Annotated in this window: 19 protein-coding genes; 8 read left to right on the top strand and 11 right to left on the bottom strand. The window is 76.3% G+C overall.

Annotation, left to right across the window (positions count from 1 at the left end):
- Window positions 1-13 precede the first annotated feature (13 nt).
- From ACI8AA_RS19680 to folP, 3 genes are all read right to left on the bottom strand, one after another.
- Window positions 14-436, bottom strand: coding sequence for a PaaI family thioesterase (locus ACI8AA_RS19680; RefSeq protein WP_457046066.1), 423 nt, complete (start codon window positions 434-436; stop codon window positions 14-16).
- A 41-nt stretch (window positions 437-477) separates the two neighbouring features.
- A complete protein-coding gene (locus tag ACI8AA_RS19675) occupies window positions 478-1,056 on the bottom strand; it encodes a universal stress protein (RefSeq protein ID WP_457046065.1) in 579 nt (192 codons plus the stop codon).
- A 128-nt stretch (window positions 1,057-1,184) separates the two neighbouring features.
- Window positions 1,185-2,045 (bottom strand): dihydropteroate synthase, encoded by an 861-nt coding sequence (gene folP / locus ACI8AA_RS19670; protein ID WP_457046064.1) that lies wholly within the window; start codon window positions 2,043-2,045, stop codon window positions 1,185-1,187.
- Between the two features lie 86 nt (window positions 2,046-2,131).
- On the opposite strand from folP, the gene ACI8AA_RS19665 reads away from it, so the two are divergent.
- Window positions 2,132-2,593 (top strand): MaoC family dehydratase, encoded by a 462-nt coding sequence (locus ACI8AA_RS19665; protein WP_457046063.1) that lies wholly within the window; start codon window positions 2,132-2,134, stop codon window positions 2,591-2,593.
- Between the two features lie 67 nt (window positions 2,594-2,660).
- On the opposite strand, the gene ACI8AA_RS19660 is transcribed toward ACI8AA_RS19665, so the two are convergent.
- From ACI8AA_RS19660 to ACI8AA_RS19645, 4 genes are all read right to left on the bottom strand, one after another.
- On the bottom strand, window positions 2,661-3,917 hold the full coding sequence (locus ACI8AA_RS19660; protein ID WP_457046062.1) for a serine hydrolase domain-containing protein: 1,257 nt from the start codon (window positions 3,915-3,917) through the stop codon (window positions 2,661-2,663).
- A 117-nt stretch (window positions 3,918-4,034) separates the two neighbouring features.
- Window positions 4,035-4,478 (bottom strand): HU family DNA-binding protein, encoded by a 444-nt coding sequence (locus ACI8AA_RS19655; RefSeq protein ID WP_457046061.1) that lies wholly within the window; start codon window positions 4,476-4,478, stop codon window positions 4,035-4,037.
- Between the two features lie 141 nt (window positions 4,479-4,619).
- Window positions 4,620-4,793: a DUF1059 domain-containing protein gene (locus ACI8AA_RS19650; protein WP_457046060.1), complete on the bottom strand. Its 174-nt coding sequence runs from the start codon at window positions 4,791-4,793 to the stop codon at window positions 4,620-4,622.
- Window positions 4,794-4,831: 38 nt separating this feature from the next.
- Window positions 4,832-5,926: an EAL domain-containing protein gene (locus ACI8AA_RS19645; RefSeq protein WP_457046059.1), complete on the bottom strand. Its 1,095-nt coding sequence runs from the start codon at window positions 5,924-5,926 to the stop codon at window positions 4,832-4,834.
- A 164-nt stretch (window positions 5,927-6,090) separates the two neighbouring features.
- Between ACI8AA_RS19645 and ACI8AA_RS19640 the strand changes: the two genes are divergently transcribed.
- Window positions 6,091-8,823 carry a SpoIIE family protein phosphatase gene (locus ACI8AA_RS19640; protein WP_457046058.1) on the top strand — a complete coding sequence of 911 codons (2,733 nt, stop codon included), beginning with the start codon at window positions 6,091-6,093 and terminating at the stop codon, window positions 8,821-8,823.
- 140 nt (window positions 8,824-8,963) lie between these two features.
- On the opposite strand, the gene ACI8AA_RS19635 is transcribed toward ACI8AA_RS19640, so the two are convergent.
- Window positions 8,964-10,187 (bottom strand): saccharopine dehydrogenase family protein, encoded by a 1,224-nt coding sequence (locus ACI8AA_RS19635; RefSeq protein ID WP_457046057.1) that lies wholly within the window; start codon window positions 10,185-10,187, stop codon window positions 8,964-8,966.
- Between the two features lie 28 nt (window positions 10,188-10,215).
- A complete protein-coding gene (locus tag ACI8AA_RS19630) occupies window positions 10,216-10,947 on the bottom strand; it encodes a trimeric intracellular cation channel family protein (protein WP_387990493.1) in 732 nt (243 codons plus the stop codon).
- Window positions 10,948-11,051: 104 nt separating this feature from the next.
- On the opposite strand from ACI8AA_RS19630, the gene ACI8AA_RS19625 reads away from it, so the two are divergent.
- A complete protein-coding gene (locus ACI8AA_RS19625; protein WP_457046056.1) occupies window positions 11,052-13,049 on the top strand; it encodes a putative bifunctional diguanylate cyclase/phosphodiesterase in 1,998 nt (665 codons plus the stop codon).
- On the top strand, window positions 13,046-13,948 hold the full coding sequence (locus ACI8AA_RS19620) for an ABC transporter substrate-binding protein (protein WP_457046055.1): 903 nt from the start codon (window positions 13,046-13,048) through the stop codon (window positions 13,946-13,948). Before ACI8AA_RS19625 ends, ACI8AA_RS19620 begins: the two co-directional genes overlap by 4 nt.
- A 1-nt stretch (window position 13,949) precedes the next feature.
- Here ACI8AA_RS19620 and ACI8AA_RS19615 read toward each other — a convergent pair whose 3' ends face one another.
- Both ACI8AA_RS19615 and ACI8AA_RS19610 read right to left on the bottom strand, forming a co-directional pair.
- Window positions 13,950-15,992 carry an acyl-CoA dehydrogenase family protein gene (locus ACI8AA_RS19615; protein WP_457046054.1) on the bottom strand — a complete coding sequence of 681 codons (2,043 nt, stop codon included), beginning with the start codon at window positions 15,990-15,992 and terminating at the stop codon, window positions 13,950-13,952.
- Window positions 15,989-16,657, bottom strand: a complete 669-nt coding sequence (locus ACI8AA_RS19610; protein WP_457046053.1) for a TetR/AcrR family transcriptional regulator — start codon at window positions 16,655-16,657, stop codon at window positions 15,989-15,991. Before ACI8AA_RS19610 ends, ACI8AA_RS19615 begins: the two co-directional genes overlap by 4 nt.
- An 88-nt stretch (window positions 16,658-16,745) precedes the next feature.
- On the opposite strand from ACI8AA_RS19610, the gene ACI8AA_RS19605 reads away from it, so the two are divergent.
- Genes ACI8AA_RS19605 through ACI8AA_RS19590 form a run of 4 tightly spaced genes read left to right on the top strand, consistent with a single transcriptional unit; the run spans window position 16,746 to window position 21,468 of the window.
- Entirely contained in the window at window positions 16,746-18,032 is a 1,287-nt protein-coding gene (locus ACI8AA_RS19605; protein WP_457046052.1) for an acetyl-CoA C-acetyltransferase, read from the top strand.
- Window positions 18,033-18,045: 13 nt separating this feature from the next.
- Complete coding sequence (locus ACI8AA_RS19600; protein ID WP_457046051.1) at window positions 18,046-19,386, top strand: 3-oxoacyl-ACP reductase; 1,341 nt, start codon at window positions 18,046-18,048, stop codon at window positions 19,384-19,386.
- Window positions 19,386-20,237, top strand: coding sequence for a MaoC family dehydratase (locus ACI8AA_RS19595; RefSeq protein WP_457046050.1), 852 nt, complete (start codon window positions 19,386-19,388; stop codon window positions 20,235-20,237). Before ACI8AA_RS19600 ends, ACI8AA_RS19595 begins: the two co-directional genes overlap by 1 nt.
- A 16-nt stretch (window positions 20,238-20,253) precedes the next feature.
- Window positions 20,254-21,468: an acyl-CoA dehydrogenase family protein gene (locus ACI8AA_RS19590; protein ID WP_457046049.1), complete on the top strand. Its 1,215-nt coding sequence runs from the start codon at window positions 20,254-20,256 to the stop codon at window positions 21,466-21,468.
- Window positions 21,469-21,474: the final 6 nt, after the last annotated feature.

Genomic DNA, 21,474 nt, shown 5'->3' with positions numbered 1-21,474 from the left:
GGTTACTGGCCGGTCACCTGGGCCAGAGCACCGACTGGGTGCACCGGAACAGCGCGAGGGTCTTCCCGGCGTCGGAGGCGACGACGGCGTCCCACACCTGCGTCGTCCGGCCGGCGTGCACGTTCGTCGCCACCGTGCGCAGCCGGCCCTCGCGGAGGGTGCCGAGGAAGTTGCTCTTCAGCTCGATGGTCGTGAACCCGGCCGACCCGTCGGGCAGCAGCGCGCGGGTGGCCAGGCCGCAGGCGGTGTCGGCCAGCGCGACGACGGTGGCCGCGTGCAGGTAGCCGTTGGGCGCGAGCAGCTCCGGGCGGACGTCGAGGGCGGCCTCGAGCCGGCCCGGCTCGTGCGCGGTGATCGTCAGCCCGATCAGCCCGGGCAGGGTGCCCGGCAGCAGCGTGTTGAGCTCGTCGGCGGTGAGGAACCCGGTGGCGGCCATGGCCGCGACCGTAGCGCCGCGCGAGCGGGGACCCGGCGCCGTCAGGGAGCGGCGGAGTCGGCCCGCTGCCGGCGGAGCCGGCGGCGGTGGGTGCGGACCCGCTCGCCGTCGGTGCGGCGGCGCAGGTGCAGCCGCTCGCGGTGCGCCTCGGCCGAGTGGACGACGGTGACCGGGCACGGCGCGTGCAGGACGCACTGCAGGCCGGTCGAGCCGAGCAGCACGCTGGAGAACCCGCCGTGCCCCCGGCTGCCGACCACCAGCAGGTCCGCGCCCTCCGACTCCCGGACCAGCCCCTCGGCGGCCGAGCCGAGGACGGCCGTCACGTGGATCACCGGGTGCGGCTCCGGCACCTCGCGGAGCACCTCCTCGACGAACGCCTCGGCCCGTTCCACCGCCGCGGCCTCGGCCCGGTCGTAGTGGACGTCGCCGACCACGTCGAAGTCCATCCACGCCTCGGGCGGGCGGTACACGGTGACCGCCTCGACGGGCACGTCCCGGCGGACGGCGTCGTCGAGGGCGAACCGCAGCGCGGCGCGCGCCCCCGCCGACCCGTCGACGCCCACCACCACCCGCGGCCCGTGGGCCCGGGACTCCTCGACGCCTGCGGCCTGCTCGGTCATGACGGCCTCCCCGGCACCGTCCCCGCGGGACCCGGCGCCCCGGCGGGCGACCCGAGCATGATCCGTCCGGCCGCGCGGCGGAAGGGCCCTCCGTCGCGCCCGCACGGTCCCGGACGGCGATGGGCGGCTCAGGCCAGGCCACGGGTGGTCCGCGCCGGCGGACGGTCGCCGCGGATGGCCGCGACCATGTCCAGTGTCTGGCGGGTCGCGGCGACGTCGTGGGCGCGGAACACGCGGGCGCCCAGCCACGCGCTGACCGCCGTCGCGGCGAGCGTGCCGGTCAGCCGCTCCTCCAGCGGGACGTCGAGGGTCTCCCCGACGAAGTCCTTGTTCGACAACGCCACCAGCACCGGCCAGCCGGTGGCCACGAGCTCGCCCAGCCGGCGGGTGGCCTCCAGCGAGTGCCGGGTGTTCTTGCCGAAGTCGTGGCCGGGGTCGACCAGCACCCGCTCGCGGTCCACGCCGGCCGCGACCGCGGCCTCGGCCAGCGCCGTCGTCCGCGCCACGACGTCGGCCACCACGTCGTCGTACCGCACCCGGTGCGGCCGGGTCCGCGGCGGCAGCCCGCCGGCGTGCGTGCACACGATCCCCGCGCCCGCCTCGGCCGCGACCCCCGCCAGCTCGGGGTCCACGCCACCCCACGCGTCGTTGACGACGTCGGCGCCCGCGGCCAGCACCTCCCGGGCGACCTCGGCCCGCCAGGTGTCGATCGAGATCGGCAGGTCCGGGTGGGCGGCGCGGATGGCGGCGACCAGGTCCACGGTGCGGCGGATCTCCTCGGCGGGGGAGACCTCCGCCCCCGGCGCGGCCTTCACCCCGCCGACGTCGACCATGTCCGCGCCCTCGGCCACCACCCGGTCGACCCGCTCCACCGCGGCGGCGAGCTCGTACGTCGCCCCGCGGTCGTAGAAGGAGTCCGGCGTGCGGTTGACGATCGCCATGACCACCAGCCCGCCGTCGGGCACGTCCCGCCGGCCCAGTCGCAGCACCCCGTCGCCTCCGTCCCGGCCGATGTGGTGGAGTCAGCCAACCAGACCACCGGCGGTCCGGACCGAGGGACACAGGAGGACAGGCGATGGCGCAGACCACCGTGGACGGCGTCGAGGGCGTGCAGGGGCTCGTGGGCCGGCACCTCGGCTACAGCGACTGGGTCGAGGTCACCCAGGAGCAGGTGCAGCAGTTCGCCGACGCGACCGGCGACCACCAGTGGATCCACGTCGACGTCGAGCGCGCCAAGAAGGAGAGCCCGTTCGGCGGGCCGGTCGCGCACGGCTACCTGACGCTGTCGCTCGTCCCGTCGCTGCTGCCGCAGATCGTCGAGATCAGCGGCTTCCGGATGGGCGTCAACTACGGCACCGAGAAGGTGCGCTTCCCCTCGCCGGTGCCGGTGGGCAGCCGGGTGCGCGCCGGCGCGACGCTGGCCTCCGCGACCCCCTTCGACGGCGGCGTCGCCATGAACATGGACGTCACCGTCGAGGTCGAGGGCCAGACCAAGCCCGCGATGGTCGCCACCGTCGTCTACCGCCGCTACCTCTGAGGCGACGGAGGCTCTCCCCACGTCGTGGCGCCAGGCACGTGGGGAGGGCCTCCTCTGCCTCGACGCGTCAGCCGACGATCGACTGGTTGACCAGGGCGCGCAGGTAGGCCCGGATCGGCAGCGTGCTCGAGGGCAGCAGCTGCGTGTAGAAGCTGACGACGACGTCCTCGACCGGGTCGACGTAGAACGCCGTCGACGCCGCCCCGCCCCAGCTGTAGTCGCCGACGCTCGCGACGCCGCCGTAGCGCGCCGGGTCCAGCACCATCGAGAAGCCCAGCCCGAAGCCGACCCCGCGCAGCGGCGTCTCGGCGAACAGCGGCCGGCCGAAGGTCTCCAGGTCCTGGTCGCCGGGCAGGTGGTTGCGGACCATGTGCGCCAGCGTCCGCGGGCCGAGCAGCCGGCCGCCGTCGAACGAGCCGCCGCGGCGCAGCATCTCGCAGAAGCGCAGGTAGTCACCCGCCGTCGAGACCAGCCCGCCGCCGCCGGACAGGAACGTGGGCTTCCGGTGCGCCGCCTCGCCCATGGCGTCGATCGGCGCGAACGCGGTGGCCGGGCCGCCGGGCTGCCCGGGGACCGCGGCGTAGAGGCGGGCCAGGGAGGCGACGTCGTCGTCCTCGCGCAGGCCGAAGGAGGTGTCGGTCATGCCCAGCGGGCGGAAGACCCGCTCCTCGAAGAAGACGTCGAGGGTCTGCCCGGACACGACCTCCACGAGCCGGCCGAGGACGTCGGTGGAGACGCCGTAGTTCCACTCCGACCCGGGCTGGAAGACCAGCGGCACCGACGCCCACTGGCGGCACGCCTCGGCCGAGTCGACGCCGGGCGGGGTGCCCCACTCGTGGCCCATCGCGCGGTACATGGCGTCGACCGGGTGGGCGTGGTGGAACCCGTACGTGAGCCCGGAGGTGTGCGTGAGCAGGTGCCGGATGCGGATCGGCTCGACCTGCGGCTGGGTGACCGGCTTCTGCGCCGACCCGGCGACGTAGACGCGGGTCTCGGCGAACTCCGGCAGCCACTTCGTGATCGGGTCGGTGAGCTCGAAGGCCCCCTCCTCGTACAGCATCATCGCCGCCACCGAGGTCACCGGCTTGGTCATGGAGAAGATCCGCCAGCGGGTGTCCTCCTCGACCGGCAGGCCGTTCTCGACGTCGCGGGAGCCGTACCGCCCGACGTGGGCCAGCCGGCCGTGCCGCGACACCGTGACGAGGAAGCCGGGCAGCTGCCCGTCGTCGACCCAGCGGGCCAGCCGCCTGTCCAGGCGCTCCAGCCGGCAGGCGTCGAGGCCCACCTCGGCCGGGTCGGTCTCCAAGGTCAGTCCGCTCGCCACGTGCTCCTCCGTCCCGGCACCGCCGCCCTCGGGCGGCGCCTGCCTGCGCATCCTGACCCACGGGACGTGGGCGAGGTCACAGGGGGCAGGCGCCGCCCCGGCGGGGGCCCCGGCGGATCAGACCGGCACGTTGCTCGCGGCCTTCTTCAGGTTCGAGCCGGCGGTCACCTTGACGGTGTTGGCCGCGGGGATCTCGATGGACTCACCGGTCTGCGGGTTGCGGCCGGTGCGCGCCGAGCGCTGGGTCCGCTCGACGGTGAGCAGGCCGGAGACGGCCACCTTCTCGCCGCGGGTGATCGCCTCGACGAGCTCCTCCTGCAGGCCGCTCAGCACGGCGTCGACGGTGGAGCTGGGGACGTCGGCGCGCTTGGCGATGGCGGAGACGAGTTCGGCCTTGTTCACGGGGTTCCTCTCGGGACGTCGCGGCCGCGCGGTCTCGGCGGGCCGCCGGGTGGGCGCCGACCGCGGGTCCGCGGCGGCGGCCCCGGGCGGGTGCCCGGGACGGACCGGTCCCCCTCGAGGGGGCCCGGCCCGGGGCACCGTGACACGCCGACTGGGCATCTGGCCAGTGCACGGGCCTGATCACGACCCTACGGACCCGCCGGTCCCACCCGTCCCGGGGGCGGGCCGGCCACCCCCGGACACAGCGTGAGCGGCGTGCCGCAGCTCCCCCGGACCGAGCGGATCGACCCGCGCACGGGGTCAGGCGGCGCGGATGTGCGCGCAGACGGCCGCCACCAGCTCCGGGCCGACCTCGGTCAACCCGTGGGTGGCCGCGGCGTGCCCGGCGACCTGGCAGAGGATCCCGGCGTCGTCGGCGGCGGTGAACGAGGCGGTGCAGCCGGGGACGACGTCCCCGCAGGTGGAGGTCTTCACCGGGCGGTTCCTCTCGGGAGGGTGGGTGGTGCGGTCGATCAGCGGGCGGCGGCCGCCGACGCCAGGTCCTCGACGCGCAGCAGGCCCACCACGGCGCCGGCGGCGTCGGTGCAGACCACGGGGTCGAAGCGCTGGGCCGGCGAGCGGGTCAGCGCCCGGTGCAGGGTGGCGGTGACGTCGTCGGTCGGCTCGGCGCGCAGTGACACGGGCGCGGTGTGCGCCTGCCCGGTGCGCGGGTCGGTCAGCCGCAGGGCCAGCGGCTCGCCCTGCGGGCCCACCAGGACGACCGGCGGGACGCCGGGGAAGGCCTCGGTGACCTCGCACTGGCGCACCGGCCGCAGCAGGCTCGCGACGGTGGACGCCGTCCGGGCGCGGGCGGCGCAGCCGCGGACCAGCGCGACGACGTCCGGGTCCAGCGGCGCGAAGCCGGGGGAGGGCCGGCCGAGCAGCCACCCCTGCGCCAGCGGCACGCCGAGCCGGCAGAAGGCGGCCAGCTCACCGCGGGTCTCGATGCCCTCGGCGAGCAGCCAGGCGTCGATCCGGCCGGCGAACTCGCCGACCATCTCGGCCAGCGCCATGCGCACCGGGTCGGTGTCGGCGCCGGCGACCAGGGAGCGGTCGAGCTTGACCAGCTGCGGCCGCAGGGCGGCCAGCTGCTGCAGGCCCGACCAGCCCGAGCCGGTGTCGTCGAGGGCGATCAGCGCGCCCCGCGCCCGCAGCGCGGCGACCTGGACCCGCAGCGCGCCCAGGTCGTCGACCGGCGCGTGCTCGGTCAGCTCGACGACGACGCGGTGCAGGGCCGGGCGGCCGGCCAGCGCCTCCTGCACCGGCGCCGTCCCGAGCAGGTGCGGGCCGACGTTGACGGTGAGGAAGGTGTCCGCGGGCAGGTCCGGGACGGCGGCCAGGGCCTTGTGCAGGGCCAGCGCCTCGAGCTCGGCGGCGATCCCGGCGTCGGCGGCCGCGGCGAACCACACGTCCGGGCCGGCGGTGCCCGGGAAGCGGGACAGCGCCTCGTACCCGGCCACGCGGGCCCGCGCGAGGTCGACGATCGGCTGGAAGACCAGCGTGAGGTCGTCGGGGTCGGCGAGCAGGGGGCGGCAGTCGGGCAGCCGCCGCGTCAGCATCCCCGTCATGCCCTGGGGATCGGCCGCGGACGCCGTCCGCCCGACCCCTCCGGCGGCGGCCCTCACCCGGGCGGGGGACCGCGGACGCCACCCGGACGGTGCCATCCGTCCGGCTGCCTCCCGTGGCACCATGGACGGCTGCGGCCGTCCGGTCGCGCGAGGACAGGAGGGCCGTGACCGTCCCCCTGCCGTCCGCGCCCGACGACGTCCTGCAGGACCCGCACCGCGTCGCCGCCGCCCGCCGCCTGTTCCTCGAGGTGCCCGGCCCCGCCGCCTACGACCGGCTGTCCGGGCTGGCCGCGCGGCTGCTCGACGTCGGCCACGCGAAGGTCACCCTGTTCATCGAGCGGGACACCGTCGTCGGCGGGCACGGCCTGCCGCCCGGCGTGATCGGCGGGCGGGCGCTGCTCACCGGCGCGTTCTCCGAGCGCGTCGTGCGCGAGGGACGGGCGCTGGCGGTCTCCGACGCGCGGGCCGACCGCGTGCTGGCCGCCCTGCCCGCCGTCACCTCCGGCCAGGTCGTGGCCTACCTGGGCACGCCGCTGCTGTCCGCGTCCGGCTTCGTCGTCGGCGCGCTCGCCGTCTACGACCCCGAGCCGCGCACCTGGGAGCCCGACGACGTCGCGCTGCTGGAGCACCTGGCCGCCGCGGTGGTGGCCGAGCTGGAGCTCTCGGCGGCCCGCTCCGCCATCGGCGTGTCCCGCACCCGGCTGGAGGTCGCCCTCGAGGCCAGCGAGATCGGCATCTGGGAGTACGACCTGCGCACCGGGGCGCTGCACTGGGACGAGCGCTGCGCGGCGGTGCACGGCCTCGAGGGGCCCCTGGACGTCCTCGACGTCGACCGGATGCTCGCCGAGCGGATCCACCCCGACGACCACGCCGCGGTGCGGTCGGCCATGGCCTCGGCGCTGACCGGCGCCGGCGAGTACGCCGTCGAGGCCCGCGCCCTGCACGCCGACGGCAGCGTGCGGTGGACGGTGTCCCGCGGCCGCGTGGTGCGCGACTCCCGCGGCGAGCGGGTGCGGGTCCTCGGCACCGTCCTCGACGCCACCGAGGCCCGCGAGCAGGCCACCCGCCGGATGGCGGCGGTGCAGCGGGCCGCCGCCGTCGCCGAGGTCGCCGCGCAGCTGGCCAACGCGACCGCGCTGTCGCAGCTGGCCGAGATCGCACTGCGGGGCGCCCGGGTGCTCGGGGCGTCCTCCAGCGCGCTGGCCGCCTTCGACGGCGACGGCGCACTGCGGCTGCACCTCGCCCGGGACCTGGCCGACACCGTGGCCAGCGCCGCCGCGGAGGCCGACGTGGAGCTGCCGGCCGAGGCTCTCGTGATCGAGCTCGACGACACGCTGCCCACCCAGTACGCCGCCCGGCACGGCGAGCGGCTGGTCTTCGCCGACCTCGACGAGGCCGTGGCCCGGTTCCCGCAGATGGCCGAGGTCGGCGCCGCGCTCGGCCTGCGCGCGCTCGCCGCGCTGCCGCTGCGGGTCGAGGGCCGGCTGCTGGGCAGCTTCGTCGTCCTCTGGGACACCGAGCACGTCTTCGCCGACGACGACGTCGAGCTGCTCGACGCGCTGACCGCGCAGATCGCGCTGAGCGTCTCCCGGCTGCGGTCCCAGGCCGAGCGCGCCGAGGCCGTCCGCGCCATGTCCGAGGCCAACCAGCGGCTGCAGCTGCTGGCCGACGCCGGCCGGGTGCTCTCGGGCAGCCTCGACATCGGCGAGCAGCTCGGGCAGCTCGCCGAGCTGGTCGTGCCGGCGCTCGCGGACTGGTGCTGGCTCGTCGTCACCGAGGAGCAGGGCCGGCTGCACGAGGTGGCCTGGGCGCACCGCGACCCGGCCCGCCGCGAGGACGTCGCCGCCTACGTGCACGCGATGGCGACCGGGATGAGCGACGAGCACGCCGCGCGGGTGGTCACCCGCACCGGCCGCCCGCTCGTCGTCCCGGAGCTGGACGCCGACCGGATCGCCCGGGCGCTGCCCGACCCGGCCGACCAGGAGGCGCTGCTGCGGCTGGCGCCCCGCTCGGCGCTGATCGTGCCGCTGGTGGCGCGGGGCCGGGTCATCGGCGCCCTGGGCACCGCCAACGACGCCGCGCGCGGGCCGCACACGCCGGGCGAGATCGAGACCGCGATCGAGGTCGGCCGCCGGGCGGGGCTGGCCCTGCAGGCGGCCCGCCTCTACGAGCAGCAGCGCGACCTCGCCGACGCCCTGCAGCACAGCATGCTCACCGCGCCGCCCCGGCCCGAGGGCTGCGAGATCGTCGTCCGGTACGTGCCGGCGTCGGAGGGCGCCGAGATCGGCGGCGACTGGTACGACGCGTTCGTCGAGGCCGGGGGCACGGTCGTGCTCGCGATCGGCGACGTCGTCGGGCACGACCGGCACGCCGCCGCGGCGATGGGTCAGCTGCGCGGACTGCTGCGCGGCATCGGCTACGCCGGCGGCGGCTCCCCGGCCGAGGTGCTCGCCGGCCTCGACCGCGCCGCGGCCGGGCTGGCCCTCGGGACGATGGCCACCGCGGTCCTCGCCCGGCTGGAGCGCACCGACGGCGGGGGCGCCCGGCTGCGCTGGTCCAGCGCCGGGCACCCGCCGCCGCTCGTCGTCCTGCCCGGCGGCGGCGTGCGCGTGCTGGACGAGGGGACGGCGGACCTGCTGCTCGGCGTCGACCCGGGCCGCCCGCGCGCCGACCACGACTGCGTCCTGCCCGTGGGCAGCACGGTGCTCCTCTACACCGACGGCCTGGTCGAGCGGCGGGACCGCGACCTCGACGCCGGCACCGCCGCGCTCACCGCCGCGCTGGGCGAGTTCGGCGGCCTCCCGCTCGAGGAGCTGTGCGACCGGCTGCTCGGGCGGATGGTCCTGCCCGGCGCCGAGGACGACGTCGCGCTGCTCGCCGTCCGCGTCCAGCGGTGACACCGCGGTCCTCCGGACCGCGCCGCTGCCCCGGGTCGGGTGCCCCGGGGCCCCACGGCGATGATCAACACACGCTCACGGCCCTCTCGGCGGTCCTGGAGGGGGCCGCTGGCGCGTGGTGATCTCCGGTAGCCGCGGGACTAGAGGGGCGTGACCTCGTAGGTGTGCCCGGCGGCGCGCAGCCGCTCGACCAGCACGCCGTCCAGCGCCGTCGCGGGGGTCAGCGACCCGGCGCGGGCCGGCAGCCGCTCCTCGTCGAGGGCCAGCGCCAGCCCCACCTCGCCGAGCATCACCGACGTCGCCTTGTAACCGGGGTCGCCCTGCCCGGCCACGGTGGCGCGGTACCGGCGGCCGCTCTCGGTGTCGGCGTCGACGACCATCCGGAAGAAGCCCTTCTCCCGCACGGCCTCGCTCGGCCCGCTGCCCGGCGCCGGGAGCACCCGGTCGAGCAGGGCCCGGGTGGGCGGGAAGGCGATCGCGCCGAGCGCCGCGGCCAGGCCCGCGGTGACGCCGGCGGCGGCGACCGCGCCGGGGATCCCGCGGCCGGTGCTCATCGACTCGCCGTAGCGCAGCCCGCGCCCGTAGGCCCACTCCTGCAGCGCGTTGCTGCGGCGCACGATCCGGGTGTTGAACGGGGCCATGACGAACGGCGCGGTCCACCGGCCCTCGGCGGCCGGCGCGGGCGGCACGACGTCCGGCGGCTGCTTCGTGTCGGGCTCGGCGGCGCGGTCGGGGGACAGCGCGTACGGGTCGGCGATCACCTTCCGCACCGCCCGGTCGGTGGCCATCGCCTCGACCTGCGCGCGCATCGAGTCGACCGTGCCGCCGCTGAACCCGCCGCGGACGGTGGCGACCAGGCGGACGTCGGTGAGCCCGCCCGCGCCGTCGGCCCGGGCCCGCTCGGCCAGCAGGAACACCGACAGGTCCGACGGGATCGAGTCGTAGCCGGCGGCGTGCACGAGGCGGGCGCCGGTCTCCCGCGCGACGGCGTCGCAGCGGTCGATGGCCTCGCGCACGAACAGCACCTCGCCGGTGAGGTCGGCGTAGTGCGTGCCGGCCCGGGCGCAGGCCTCCACCACGGGCAGGCCGTAGCGGTGGTAGGGGCCGACCGTGGTGACCAGCACCCGGGTGCCCTCCGCCATGCGGGCCAGCGACGCCGGGTCGCCGCTGTCCGCCTCGAGCAGCGGCCAGCGGCGGGCCGGCTCCGGCAGGTCGGCCGCGGCGGCGGTCAGCTTCTCCCGCGACCGGCCGGCCAGGGCGACGCGCAGGTCCGGCGGCGCGGCCTCGGCCAGGTAGGCGGCGACCAGGCGGCCCACGAAGCCGGTGGCGCCGAAGAGGACGACGTCGTGCTCCCGCTCGGGCATGCGGCTCATCCTGCCGGGCGGCTCCGGCTCACCGCATCCGGCGGCGGAGGACCCGGCGGCGCCCGTCCGGCCGCCGGGACCGGTCGCGGGCCGCCAGCCGGCTGCGGGCGCGGCCGGGGAGGTCGACGGCGACCGGCGCCTCCCACCCGCGCCACACCGACAGCACCCGCAGCGCCGCCACGAAGGCGATGACCAGCAGCGCCACCGGGATGGGGTCCACGCCCAGCGGCCCGGCCAGCAGGGTGAGCAGCGTGGCGCCGAGCAGCGCGGCGACGGCGTTGTAGGGCCCGGGCTGGACGATGTCGGCGCGCTGGGCGAGCAGCACGTCGCGGATCACCGCCCCGCCGACCGCCGTCAGCGTCCCGATGAACACGACCGAGGCACTCGGCAGGCCGGCGAGCTGGGCCTTCTGCGCGCCGATGACCGTGAACAGGCCGAGGGTCAGCGCGTCGAGCACCACCAGCAGCGCGGTGAGCCGGGACAGCCAGCCGGAGAAGAAGAAGGTCACCGCCGCGGTGATGGCCACGGCGGGCAGGTAGGCGCGGTTGGTCAGCGCCACCGGCGGGCCCTCGGCGAGCAGCACGTCGCGGATCAGCCCGCCGCCGAGGCCGCCGCTGACCGCCAGCAGCAGGACACCGGAGACGGCGAAGCCCTCGCGGGCGGCCAGCAGCCCGCCGGTGAGCGCGCCGACGACGATCGCGGCGAGGTCGACCGCGGCCGGGACGCGCAGCGTCTCGGTGGCCGCCGCGAGGGTGCTCACGAGGGTCCATCCTCCCGCCCGCCACCGCGCCGCCCGGGACCCGGCCCCCTCCGACGGGTGAGACGGCGCTCGACCCGCCGCCCCGTCCGTCCGATGAGGGAGCCATGAGCAGGTCCCGGAGCGCGACGGCGGCCGGCACCCGGCTGTTCGCCGCCTACGCCGCGGCGAGCCTGGTGCCGGTGGTCGTGCTGGGCGCGGTCCTCGCGGCGGGCATCCGGCAGGACGCCGTCGACCGCGCGCTGGAGTACGGCCACGCGCAGGCCGCGGTGGTCGAGGAGATGGCCATCGCGCCGGCCCTGCGCGGGCAGGACCTCGGGACCGGGCTGACCGGCGCCGAGCGCGAGCGGCTGCAGGCGGCCACCGACCTCGCCGTCTTCCGCGGCTCGATCCTGCGGCTGCGGCTGCGGGACTTCGCCGGCGCGGTCGTCTTCGCCGACGACGGCGCCACCGGCCCCGAGACCGCGCTGCCCGACTACCCCGCCGGCGAGGACGTCGTCCCGGCGGCCGGCCCCGCGTTCACCGCGGCCGCGGCGGGCGGCACCGACGTCGCCCTGCTCGACGACGACGGCCTGGCCGTGGGCCGGATGATCCGCGTCCTGCAGCCGATCGTCGCCGACACCTCCGGCCGCTCGGTCGGCGTGCTCGAGCTGCTGCTGCCCTACGACACCGTCGCCGCCCAGGTCGAGGCGGCCACCACCCGCACCTACTGGCGGCTGGGCGCCGGCCTCGGCGCGCTGTACGTGGTGCTCGCCGGAATCTCCTGGTCGACCACCCGGCGGCTGCGCCGGCAGGCCGCGCAGGCCGCCCACGACGCGCTGCACGACCCGCTGACCGGCCTGGCCAACCGCGAGCTGTTCGCCCGCCGGGTGGCCGCCGAGGTCGGCCGCGGCGCCCCGGCCGCCGTCGTCCTCGTCGACCTCGACCGGTTCAAGGAGGTCAACGACACCCTCGGCCACCACGCCGGCGACCAGCTGCTGCGCGAGGTGGGCCGGCGCCTGTCGGCCACCGTGCGGGCGGAGGACACCGTGGCCCGCCTCGGCGGCGACGAGTTCGGCCTGCTGCTGCCCGGGATGGACGACGCCGACGCCGCCCGCGAGCTGGTGCAGCGGGTCAGCGACGCGCTGTCGGTGGAGACCGTGGTGGAGGGCGTGCCGCTGGCGGTGGAGGCCAGCTGCGGCATCGCCATGCACCCGGCCGACGCCACCGACGTCGAGACGCTCATGACCTGCGCCGACGCCGCCATGTACCAGGGCAAGCGCGGCGCGACCGGCGTCGTCGTCTTCGACCCCCGCGCCACCGCCCCCTCGCCGCACTCGCCGGCGCTGCAGCACGACGTGCGGCGCGCGCTGGAGGACGGCGACCTGCGCCTGCACTACCAGCCGCAGGTGGACCTGGCCTCCGGCGCCACCGTCGGCGTCGAGGCGCTGCTGCGCTGGCAGCACCCGCAGCGCGGGCTGATCGGCCCCGGCGAGTTCCTGCCGGCGCTGGAGCAGTCCGGCGTCATGGGCGCGCTCACCGAGTGGGTGCTCCGGCGGGCGCTGGCCGACTGCGCCGCCTGGACCGCCGCCGGCGAGGACTGGACCGTCTCGGTCAACGTCTCGGTGCGCAACCTCGAGACGCCCGGGTTCGCCGCCACCGTCGCCCGGCTCGCCGCCGCGGCCGGGGTGCCGCCGGCGAAGCTGGTCCTGGAGGTCACCGAGACCGCGCTGCCCGCCGACCTCGCCGCCGCCTCCGCCTGCCTGGCCGAGCTCGCCGCGCACGGGTTCGGCGCGGCGCTGGACGACTTCGGCGTCGGCTTCGCCAGCCTGTCGCACCTGCGCTCGCTGGCGCTGGCCGAGGTCAAGGTCGACCGGGCCTTCGTCACCGGGGTGGACGTCTCGGCCGAGGACGCCGCCGTCGTGCGGTCGCTGGTCGAGCTCGCCCACGGCCTGGGGCTGTCGGTCTGCGCCGAGGGCGTCGAGACGCCCGAGGTCGCCGCCTGGCTGCGGGCGGTCGGCTGCGACCGCGCCCAGGGCTGGCTGTTCTCCCGGCCCCGCCCGTGGCCGGAACTCACCTGCGCGGCCCTCCCGGCGCCCGCGCCCGCCCAGGAGGTCCTCGCGTGACCCGCACCCGCCGTGCCCTCGCCGGCACCGCCGTCCTCACCCTCTCCCTGGTCACCGCCGGGTGCGGGGGAGCCGCCCCGGAGACCGCCGCCGGCCCGGCCGCCGCCGTCGCCGTCGACGAGGAGCTGCACGCCGCGCTGCCCGCCGACGTGCGCGAGGCCGGCGTCCTGACCGTGGCCAACGACCCGTCCTACCCGCCGGCGTCGTCGTTCGGCCCGGACGGGCGCACGATCGTCGGCTTCGAGCCCGACCTCGGCGCAGCGCTGGGCGACCTGCTCGGCGTGGAGGTGCGGTTCGAGGCCGCGCCGTTCGACACGCTCCTCGACGACCTGGCCGCCGACCGGTTCGACCTGGTCATGAGCGCGGTCACCGACACCGCCGAGCGCGAGCAGCAGGCCGACTTCGTCAACTACTTCCGCGCCGGCTCCTCGATCGTCGTCACGCGCGGCAACCCGCTCGGCATCCACGAGCTGGCCGGGCTGTGCGGCCGCAGCGTCGCCGTCGAGGCCGGGACCGTGCAGGTCGGGTTGCTGGAGCGGGCCCAGGCCTCGTGCGCGGGGCGCATCGACGTGCACGAGCTGCCCACCAACGACGACGCCCTGCTCGAGCTGCGCACCGGCCGCGCCGACGCCGTCGTCGCCGACTACCCGCCGGCGGTCTACGTGACCACCGACCCGCGGACGCAGAACAGCTACCAGCTGGTCTCCGACACCCAGTACGAGCCCGGGCTGTACGGCATCGCCGTCGCGCCGGACCGGGCCGGCCTGCGCGACGTGCTCACCGAGGCGCTGCAGCGGCTGGTCGACGACGGCGTCTACCAGGAGCTGCTCGACCGCTGGGAGGTCGGGCACGGCGCCGTCGACGCGGTGACCGTCAACGGCGCCCTGCCCACCACCTAGCTCACTGTCCCGGCGGCACCTCCACCGCGGTGGCGGTGTCGTCGGGCGCCGCCGTCGCGCGGCCCCGGGCGTCCTCGGCGGCCATCGCCTCCTGCCGGTCCGCCTCCTCCTCGAGGATCGCGGCGGCCTTCCACGCGGCGGGGATGGCGAACCCGTCGACGAGGGTCACCATGTGCGGCCGCAGCTCGGCGAGCAGGGCGTTGACCGTGGCGGTCAGCGCCTTGGACCGGGCCGGGGTGAGCTGGCCGTGCTCGAGGAACCAGCCCTTGTCCGCCTCGATGGTCGACAGCGCGTAGAGGTCGCACAGGGCCTCGAGCAGCGCCTTCGCGTCCGGGTCGGCAGTCCGCTCGATCCCGGCGACGAACGCCTCGAGCACCACCCGGTCGATGTGCGTGGACGCGGTCCGCAGCACGTGGTCCTGGACGGTGTTGAAGACCTGGAAGGGCTCCATGCCCTCGGTCGCGGCGTTCCTCCGCAGCCGCCGGATGGCGCCCTCGAGGGTGTGCTTCTCGCGGAACTCGAACGCCTTCAGCTGCCAGCCGCGGTCGCGCAGCGGCACGTCCTCGTCCCGGCCGGGGACGGCGTCAACGAGCCGGGCGATCAGGCCGCGGGCCGCCGTCCGCTCCAGCACGGTCTCGCGGACCATGTCGGCGACGAACGCGACCCGGCCCCAGCCGTCGAGGGAGCCGAACGCGTCCCGGTAGCCGGTGAGCAGGCCCTTGGCGACCAGCTGCAGCAGGACGGTGTTGTCGCCCTCGAACGTGGTGAACACGTCGGTGTCGGCCTTGAGCTGGGGCAGCCGGTTCTCCGCCAGGTAGCCGGCGCCGCCGCACGCCTCGCGGCACGTCTGGATGGTGCGGGTGGCGTGCCAGGTGTTGGCCGCCTTGAGCCCGGCCGCGCGCGACTCGAGCTCCCGCTGGGCGGCCTCGTCGACCGCCTCGCCGTGCTCGTGCACCGCCGTCTGGACGTCGTGCATCGTGCTGACCAGCTCCTCCTGGGCGAACGCCAGCGCGTAGGAGGTGGCCAGGGCCGGCAGCAGCTTGCGCTGGTGGACCAGGTAGTCGTTGAGCACGATCTCCCGGTCGCGGCCGGGGGCGGCGAACTGGCGGCGGACGTCGCCGTAGCGGACGGCGATGTCGAGGGCCAGCTTGGTCGCCGAGCCGGCCGAGCCGCCGACGCTCACCCGGCCGCGGACCAGCGTGCCGAGCATGGTGAAGAAGCGGCGGGTCTCGTTCTCGATGCCGGACGTGTAGGTGCCGTCCTCGGCGACCTGCCCGTAGCGGTCGAGCAGCATCTCCCGCGGCACCCGGACGTGGTCGAAGGAGAGCCGGCCGTTGTCGACGCCGAGCAGGCCGGCCTTCGGGCCGTCGTCGCCGATGGTGACGCCGGGCACCGGGTTGCCGTCCTCGTCGCGGATCGGCACCAGCCAGGCGTGCACGCCGCGCGGCTCCCCCTGCGTGACCAGCTGGGCGAAGACGACGGCCATCCGCCCGTCCTTCGCGGCGTTGCCGATGTAGTCCTTGCGCGCGGCCTCGTGCGGCGTGTGCAGGTCGAAGGTCTGCGTCTCGGCGTCGTAGGTGCACGTGGTGCGCAGCTGCTGGACGTCGGAGCCGTGGCCGGTCTCTGTCATGGCGAAGCAGCCGGGCAGCGCGAAGCTCATGATGTCGGGCAGGTGGGCGTCGTGGTGCCGCTGCGTGCCGAGCAGCTGGACGGCGCCGCCGAACAGGCCCCACTGGACGCCGGCCTTGACCATGAGCGACAGGTCGCCGAAGGCCAGCATCTCGATGGAGGTCACCGAGCCGCCGGCGTCGGCCTCGCCCCCGTACTCCTTGGGGAAGCCCAGGCCGACGCGGCCGGTCGCGGCGAGCTCGCCGGCCAGCCGGGTGATCCGCTCGCGGGCCTCCTGCACCGACTCGCCGTAGACCGGGGCGTACTTCGGGTCGCCGAGCTGCTCGCGGGCGTCGCGGCGCACGTGCGCCCACCGCCCGTCGAGCACCTCCTGGAGGCGCGCCGGGTCCACGGTGCGGGGGAGGGTGGAGGTCACTTCTTCTCCTCGGGGGTGGGGACGGGCTCTCCCGGCACCAGGCTGCGCAGCCCGGCCCAGGCGAGGTCGGTGAGGTGGGCGGCCAGGTCGGCCCGGGGCATCGGCCGGTCGGCGCGCAGCCACCAGTCGGCGGCGGCGCGGACCAGCCCGACCAGGCCGTGCCCCCAGGGCGCGGCGGCCGCGGGGTCGCGGCCGGCCTGCTCGAGGGCGACGGCCACCAGCGCGGCGGCCTGGTCGCCGACCAGGTCGGACAGCGTGCTGACCGGGTCGGCGTCGACCGGCCGGTCCAGCAGTGGGTGGGCGACGACGAAGCGGTAGAGCTCCGGGTCGGCCTCGAGGAACGCCAGGTAGGTCTCGACGGCGGCGGCCACCATCCGGCGCGGGTGGTCGGTGCTGGTCATCGCCGCGCGCAGCTTCTCGGTGAGCTGGGCCGCGACCCGGTTGCAGACGGCGACGTAGAGCTCGCTGCGGTCGGCGAAGTGCCGGTAGACGACCGTCTTGCTGGTGCCGGCCTCGGCGGCGATCTCGTCCATGCCGACGCCCGCGCCGTGCTTGCCGACCGCGGCGACGGTGGCGTCCACCAGCTGCTCGCGGCGGGCGCGGCGGTGCTCGTCCCACCGCGAGTCCCGGCGGTCGCGCCGCCGGGACGCCGTCTCGGCTTTCATGTAACCGACGGTACCGTGTACCGTCGGTACCGGCCACTCCGTCCGCCATTCGCGCGAATGGCGCTCCAGGGACCCCCGGAGGTCACCGATGAGCTCGCACCGGACCCGGCGGGCCGCCGTCCTCGGCGGCAACCGCATCCCCTTCGCCCGTTCCAACTCCCGCTACGCGCAGGCGTCCAACCAGGACATGCTCACCGCGACGCTGGACGGCCTGGTCGCCCGCTTCGGCCTGCAGGGGGAGCAGGTCGGCGAGGTCGTCGCCGGCGCGGTCCTCAAGCACTCGCGCGACTTCAACCTCACCCGCGAGTCGGTGCTCGGCTCGACGCTGTCGGCCGCGACCCCGGCCTACGACGTGCAGCAGGCCTGTGGCACCGGGCTCGAGGCGGCGGTGCTGGTCGCCAACAAGATCGCCCTCGGCCAGATCGAGTCGGGCATCGCCGGCGGTGTCGACACCACCTCCGACGCGCCGCTCGCCGTCCACGAGGACCTGCGCCGCGTGCTCATCCGGCTCAACTCGGCGAAGACCCTCGGCCAGCGGCTCAAGGCCCTGGGCGGGCTGCGCCCCGGCCAGCTGGTGCCCGAGATCCCGCGCAACGCCGAGCCGCGCACCGGCCTGGCGATGGGCGACCACGCCGCCCTCACCGCCGAGGAGTGGGGGATCGGCCGCGAGGAGCAGGACGAGCTGACCGTCCGCTCGCACCGCAACCTCGCCGCCGCCTACGACCGCGGCTTCCTCGACGACCTGGTCACCCCCTACCTGGGCCTGACCCGCGACCAGAACCTGCGGCCGGACACCTCGCTGGAGAAGCTCGCGAAGCTGGCGCCGGTCTTCGGCGACGGCCCCGGCGCCACGATGACGGCGGGCAACTCGACGCCGCTCACCGACGGCGCCTCGGCCGTCCTGCTGTCCTCCGACGAGTGGGCCGCCGAGCACGGGTTCCCGGTGCTCGCCCACCTCGTCGACGCGCAGACCGCGGCCGTGGACCACGTCCACGAGGGGGAGGGCCTGCTCATGGCGCCGGCCTACGCGGTGCCGGTGATGCTCGCCCGCAACGGCCTCACCCTGCAGGAGTTCGACTTCTACGAGATCCACGAGGCGTTCGCGTCCACCGTGCTCTCGACGCTCAAGGCGTGGGAGGACCCGGCGTTCTGCAAGGAGCGGCTCGGCCTCGACGCCCCGCTCGGCGCGATCGACCGCGACCGGCTCAACGTCAACGGCTCCTCGCTGGCGGCCGGGCACCCGTTCGCCGCCACCGGCGGCCGCATCGTCGCGACCCTGGCCAAGACCCTGCACGAGGCCGGTCCCGGCAAGCGCGGCCTCATCTCCGTCTGCGCGGCCGGCGGCCAGGGTGTCGTCGCGATCCTCGAGTCCTGAGCAGGAGGCTCCCGTGAGCGACTGGTACACGACCTTCGCCAACTCCGGCGTCGGCTCGACCGTGGTGAAGCAGCTCGGCCTGCCCCGGCCGGCCGTGCTGCGCCGGTACGAGCCCGGGCAGCCGCTGCTGCCCGGCCCGGCCGTCGTCGGGACGGCGGGGGAGGGCCGGCTGGGCGGCACGCTGGCCGCCGTCCTCCGCGACGCCGGCGTGCCCGTCCCGGCCGCCGACGACGAGGGCGAGCGGCCCGCCGCCGTCCTGCTCGACGCCACCGGCCTGACCGGGCCCGGGCAGCTGGCCGCGGCGCACGCCTTCCTCGCCCCGGCGGTCAGGCGGCTGCGGCCCACCGGCCGGGTGCTCGTGCTCGCCGACCCGCCGGGCGCGGCGGACTCGCCGGCGCAGGCCGCGGCCCGGCAGGCACTCGAGGGTCTGGTCCGGTCGGTGGCCAAGGAGCTGCGTGCCGGGTCGACGGCGAACCTGGTGGTCGTGCCGGAGGGCGCCGAGGCGTCGGCCGGCAGCGCCGTGCGGTTCTTCCTCTCCGGCCGGTCGGCCTACGTGGACGGCCAGGTGCTCACCGTCTCGGCGGCCGACGTGCCCGCGGACGAGGACCCGGTACGCCCGCTGCTGGGGGAGGTGGCCGTGGTCACCGGGGCCGCGCGCGGCATCGGCGCGGCGATCGCCCGGGTCGTGGCCCGCGACGGCGCGCACGTGGTCGCCGTCGACGTGCCGGCGGCGGGGGAGGCGCTGGCCGCGGTGGCCAACGAGGTCCGCGGGACGGCCTTCCAGCTCGACATCACCGCCCCCGACGCCGCCGGGCGGCTGGTCGCCCACCTGCGGGAGCGGCACGGCGGGGTCGACGTCGTCGTGCACAACGCCGGGATCACGCGGGACAAGCTGCTGGTCAACATGGACGCCGCCCGGTGGGACTCGGTCATGGCGGTCAACCTGCAGGCCCAGCTGGACCTCACCCGCGCGCTGCTCGACGCCGAGGGCATGCTGCGCCCGGGCGCCCGCGTGGTCGCGGTCAGCTCGCAGTCGGGGATCGCCGGCAACCGCGGGCAGACGAACTACGCGGCGAGCAAGGCCGGCGTCATCGGGATGGTGCGCGCCTGGGCCCCGGAGTTCGCCGGGCGCGGGGCCACGATCAACGCCGTCGCGCCGGGCTTCATCGTCACCGAGATGACGGCGAGGATGCCCTTCGGCACCCGGGAGGTCGGCGCCCGGATCAACTCGCTGCAGCAGGGCGGCCTGCCGGTCGACGTCGCCGAGACGATCGCCTGGCTGTCCTCGCCCACGGCCGCCGGCGTGAACGGGCAGGTCGTGCGCGTGTGCGGCCAGTCGATGCTGGGCGCCTGATGGCCACCGTGCTGGAGTCGGCGCCGTCGATGGCGCCGCTGTTCGTGCGGGCCGCGCTCACCGCCCGGGGCCGCGGCGGTGACCTGCCGGACACCCGGCTGGCCCGCCGCGGCGTGACCGTGGACCCGGCCGAGGTGGCCGCCTACGCCCGGGTCTGCCGGTTCCCGCTCACCGACGCGCTGCCGGTGACCTTCCCGCACGTGCTGACCTTCCCGCTGCAGGTCGCGCTGATGAGCGACCGCGCCTTCCCGCTGGCGCTGCCGGGCCTGGTGCACGTCCGCAACCGGATCGACGTCCTGCGCCCGGTCGCGCTCGGGGAGGTCCTCGACCTCGAGGTGTGGGCCGAGCGGTTCGCCGTCCACCCGCGCGGCGCGACCGTCGACCTGTGCGCGTCGGTGGCGGCCGGCGGCGCCGAGGTGTGGCGCGGCCGCTCCACCTACCTCGCCCGCGGGGCCCGGGCGCCCGAGGGCGCGCCGCCGTCCGACGTCGACGTCACCGTCGGCGACCTGCCCGCGGGCACGATCCGCTGGCGCGTCCCGGCCGACGCCGGGCGCCGCTACGCCCGGGTCTCGGGTGACGTGAACCCGATCCACCTCTCCGCCCCCACCGCCCGGGCCTTCGGCTTCCCGCGGGCGATCGCGCACGGGATGTGGGTGGAGGCGCGGGCGCTGGCCGCGCTGTCGGGCCGGCTGCCCGGGGCCCTCACCGTCGACGTCGGCTTCCGCAAGCCGCTGCTGCTCCCCTCGACGGTCACCCTGGCCACCGCGCCGGTGGACGGCGGCCGGGACCTCGCGGTACGCAACGCCCGGGACGGGTCCGACCACCTCGTGGGCACCGTCCGCCCGCTCTGACCGGAGGAGATGCACCGTGGCCGTGTCGTTCCAGCTCACCGAGGACCAGGTCGAGCTGCAGAAGTGGCTGCACGAGTTCGCCGCGGACGTCGTCCGGCCGGTGGCCGCCGAGTACGACGAGCGCGAGGCGTTCCCGTGGGAGGTGCTGCAGGAGGCGGCGAAGATCGGGCTCTACTCGCTCGACTTCTTCGCCACCCAGTGGTTCGACGAGTCCGGCCTCGGCATCCCGCTCACCATGGAGGAGCTCTTCTGGGGTGACGCCGGGATCGGCCTGGCGATCGTCGGCACCACGCTGGCGGCCGCGTCCGTGCGCGCCAACGGCACCGACGAGCAGGTCGGGCAGTGGATCCCCGCCATGTTCGGCACCGAGGCGGAGCCGAGGGTGGCCGCGTTCTGCTCGTCGGAGCCCGACGCCGGCTCCGACGTCGGGGCGATGCGCACCCGCGCGGTCTACGACGAGGCGGCCGACGAGTGGGTGCTCACCGGTACCAAGACCTGGGCCACCAACGGCGGCATCGCCGACGTCCACGTCGTCACGGCCGTCGTCGACCCGGAGCTCAAGGCGCGCGGGCACGCCAGCTTCGTCGTCCCGCCGGGCACGAGGGGGCTCGCCCAGGGGCAGAAGTTCCTCAAGCACGGCATCCGCGCCTCGCACACCGCCGAGGTCGTCCTCGACGGGTGCCGGGTCCCCGGCGACTGCCTGCTCGGCGGCCGCGAGCGGCTCGAGGAGCGGCTGGCCCGGGCGCGGGAGGGCGTGCGCAGCGGCCGCACCCAGCCGTCGATGGCCACCTTCGAGCGCACCCGGCCCGGCGTCGGCGCCCAGGCGGTCGGGGTGGCGCGGGCGGCCTACGAGTACGCGCTGGAGTACGCCAAGCAGCGGGTGCAGTTCGGCCGGCCGATCATCGAGAACCAGGCGATCGCCTTCACGCTCGCCGACATGAAGACGTCCATCGACGCCGCCCGGCTGCTGGTCTGGCGGGCCGCGTGGATGGCGCGCACCGGCCAGCAGTTCACCTCCGCCGAGGGCTCGATGAGCAAGCTGGTCGCCGGTGAGACGGCGGTGCGGGTCACCGAGCAGGCCATGCAGGTCCTGGGCGGCAACGGCTACACCCGCGACTACCCGGTCGAGCGCATGGCCCGCGACGCCAAGATCTACACGATCTTCGAGGGCACCTCGGAGATCCAGCGGCTGGTCATCGCGCGGACGATCTCCGGCGTCCAGATCCGCTGAGCCGGG

This window comes from Geodermatophilus sp. SYSU D01180 (assembly GCF_054050415.1).
Note: the sequence above shows the minus strand (reverse complement) of the source record. Positions and strands in the feature narration are given on the sequence as shown.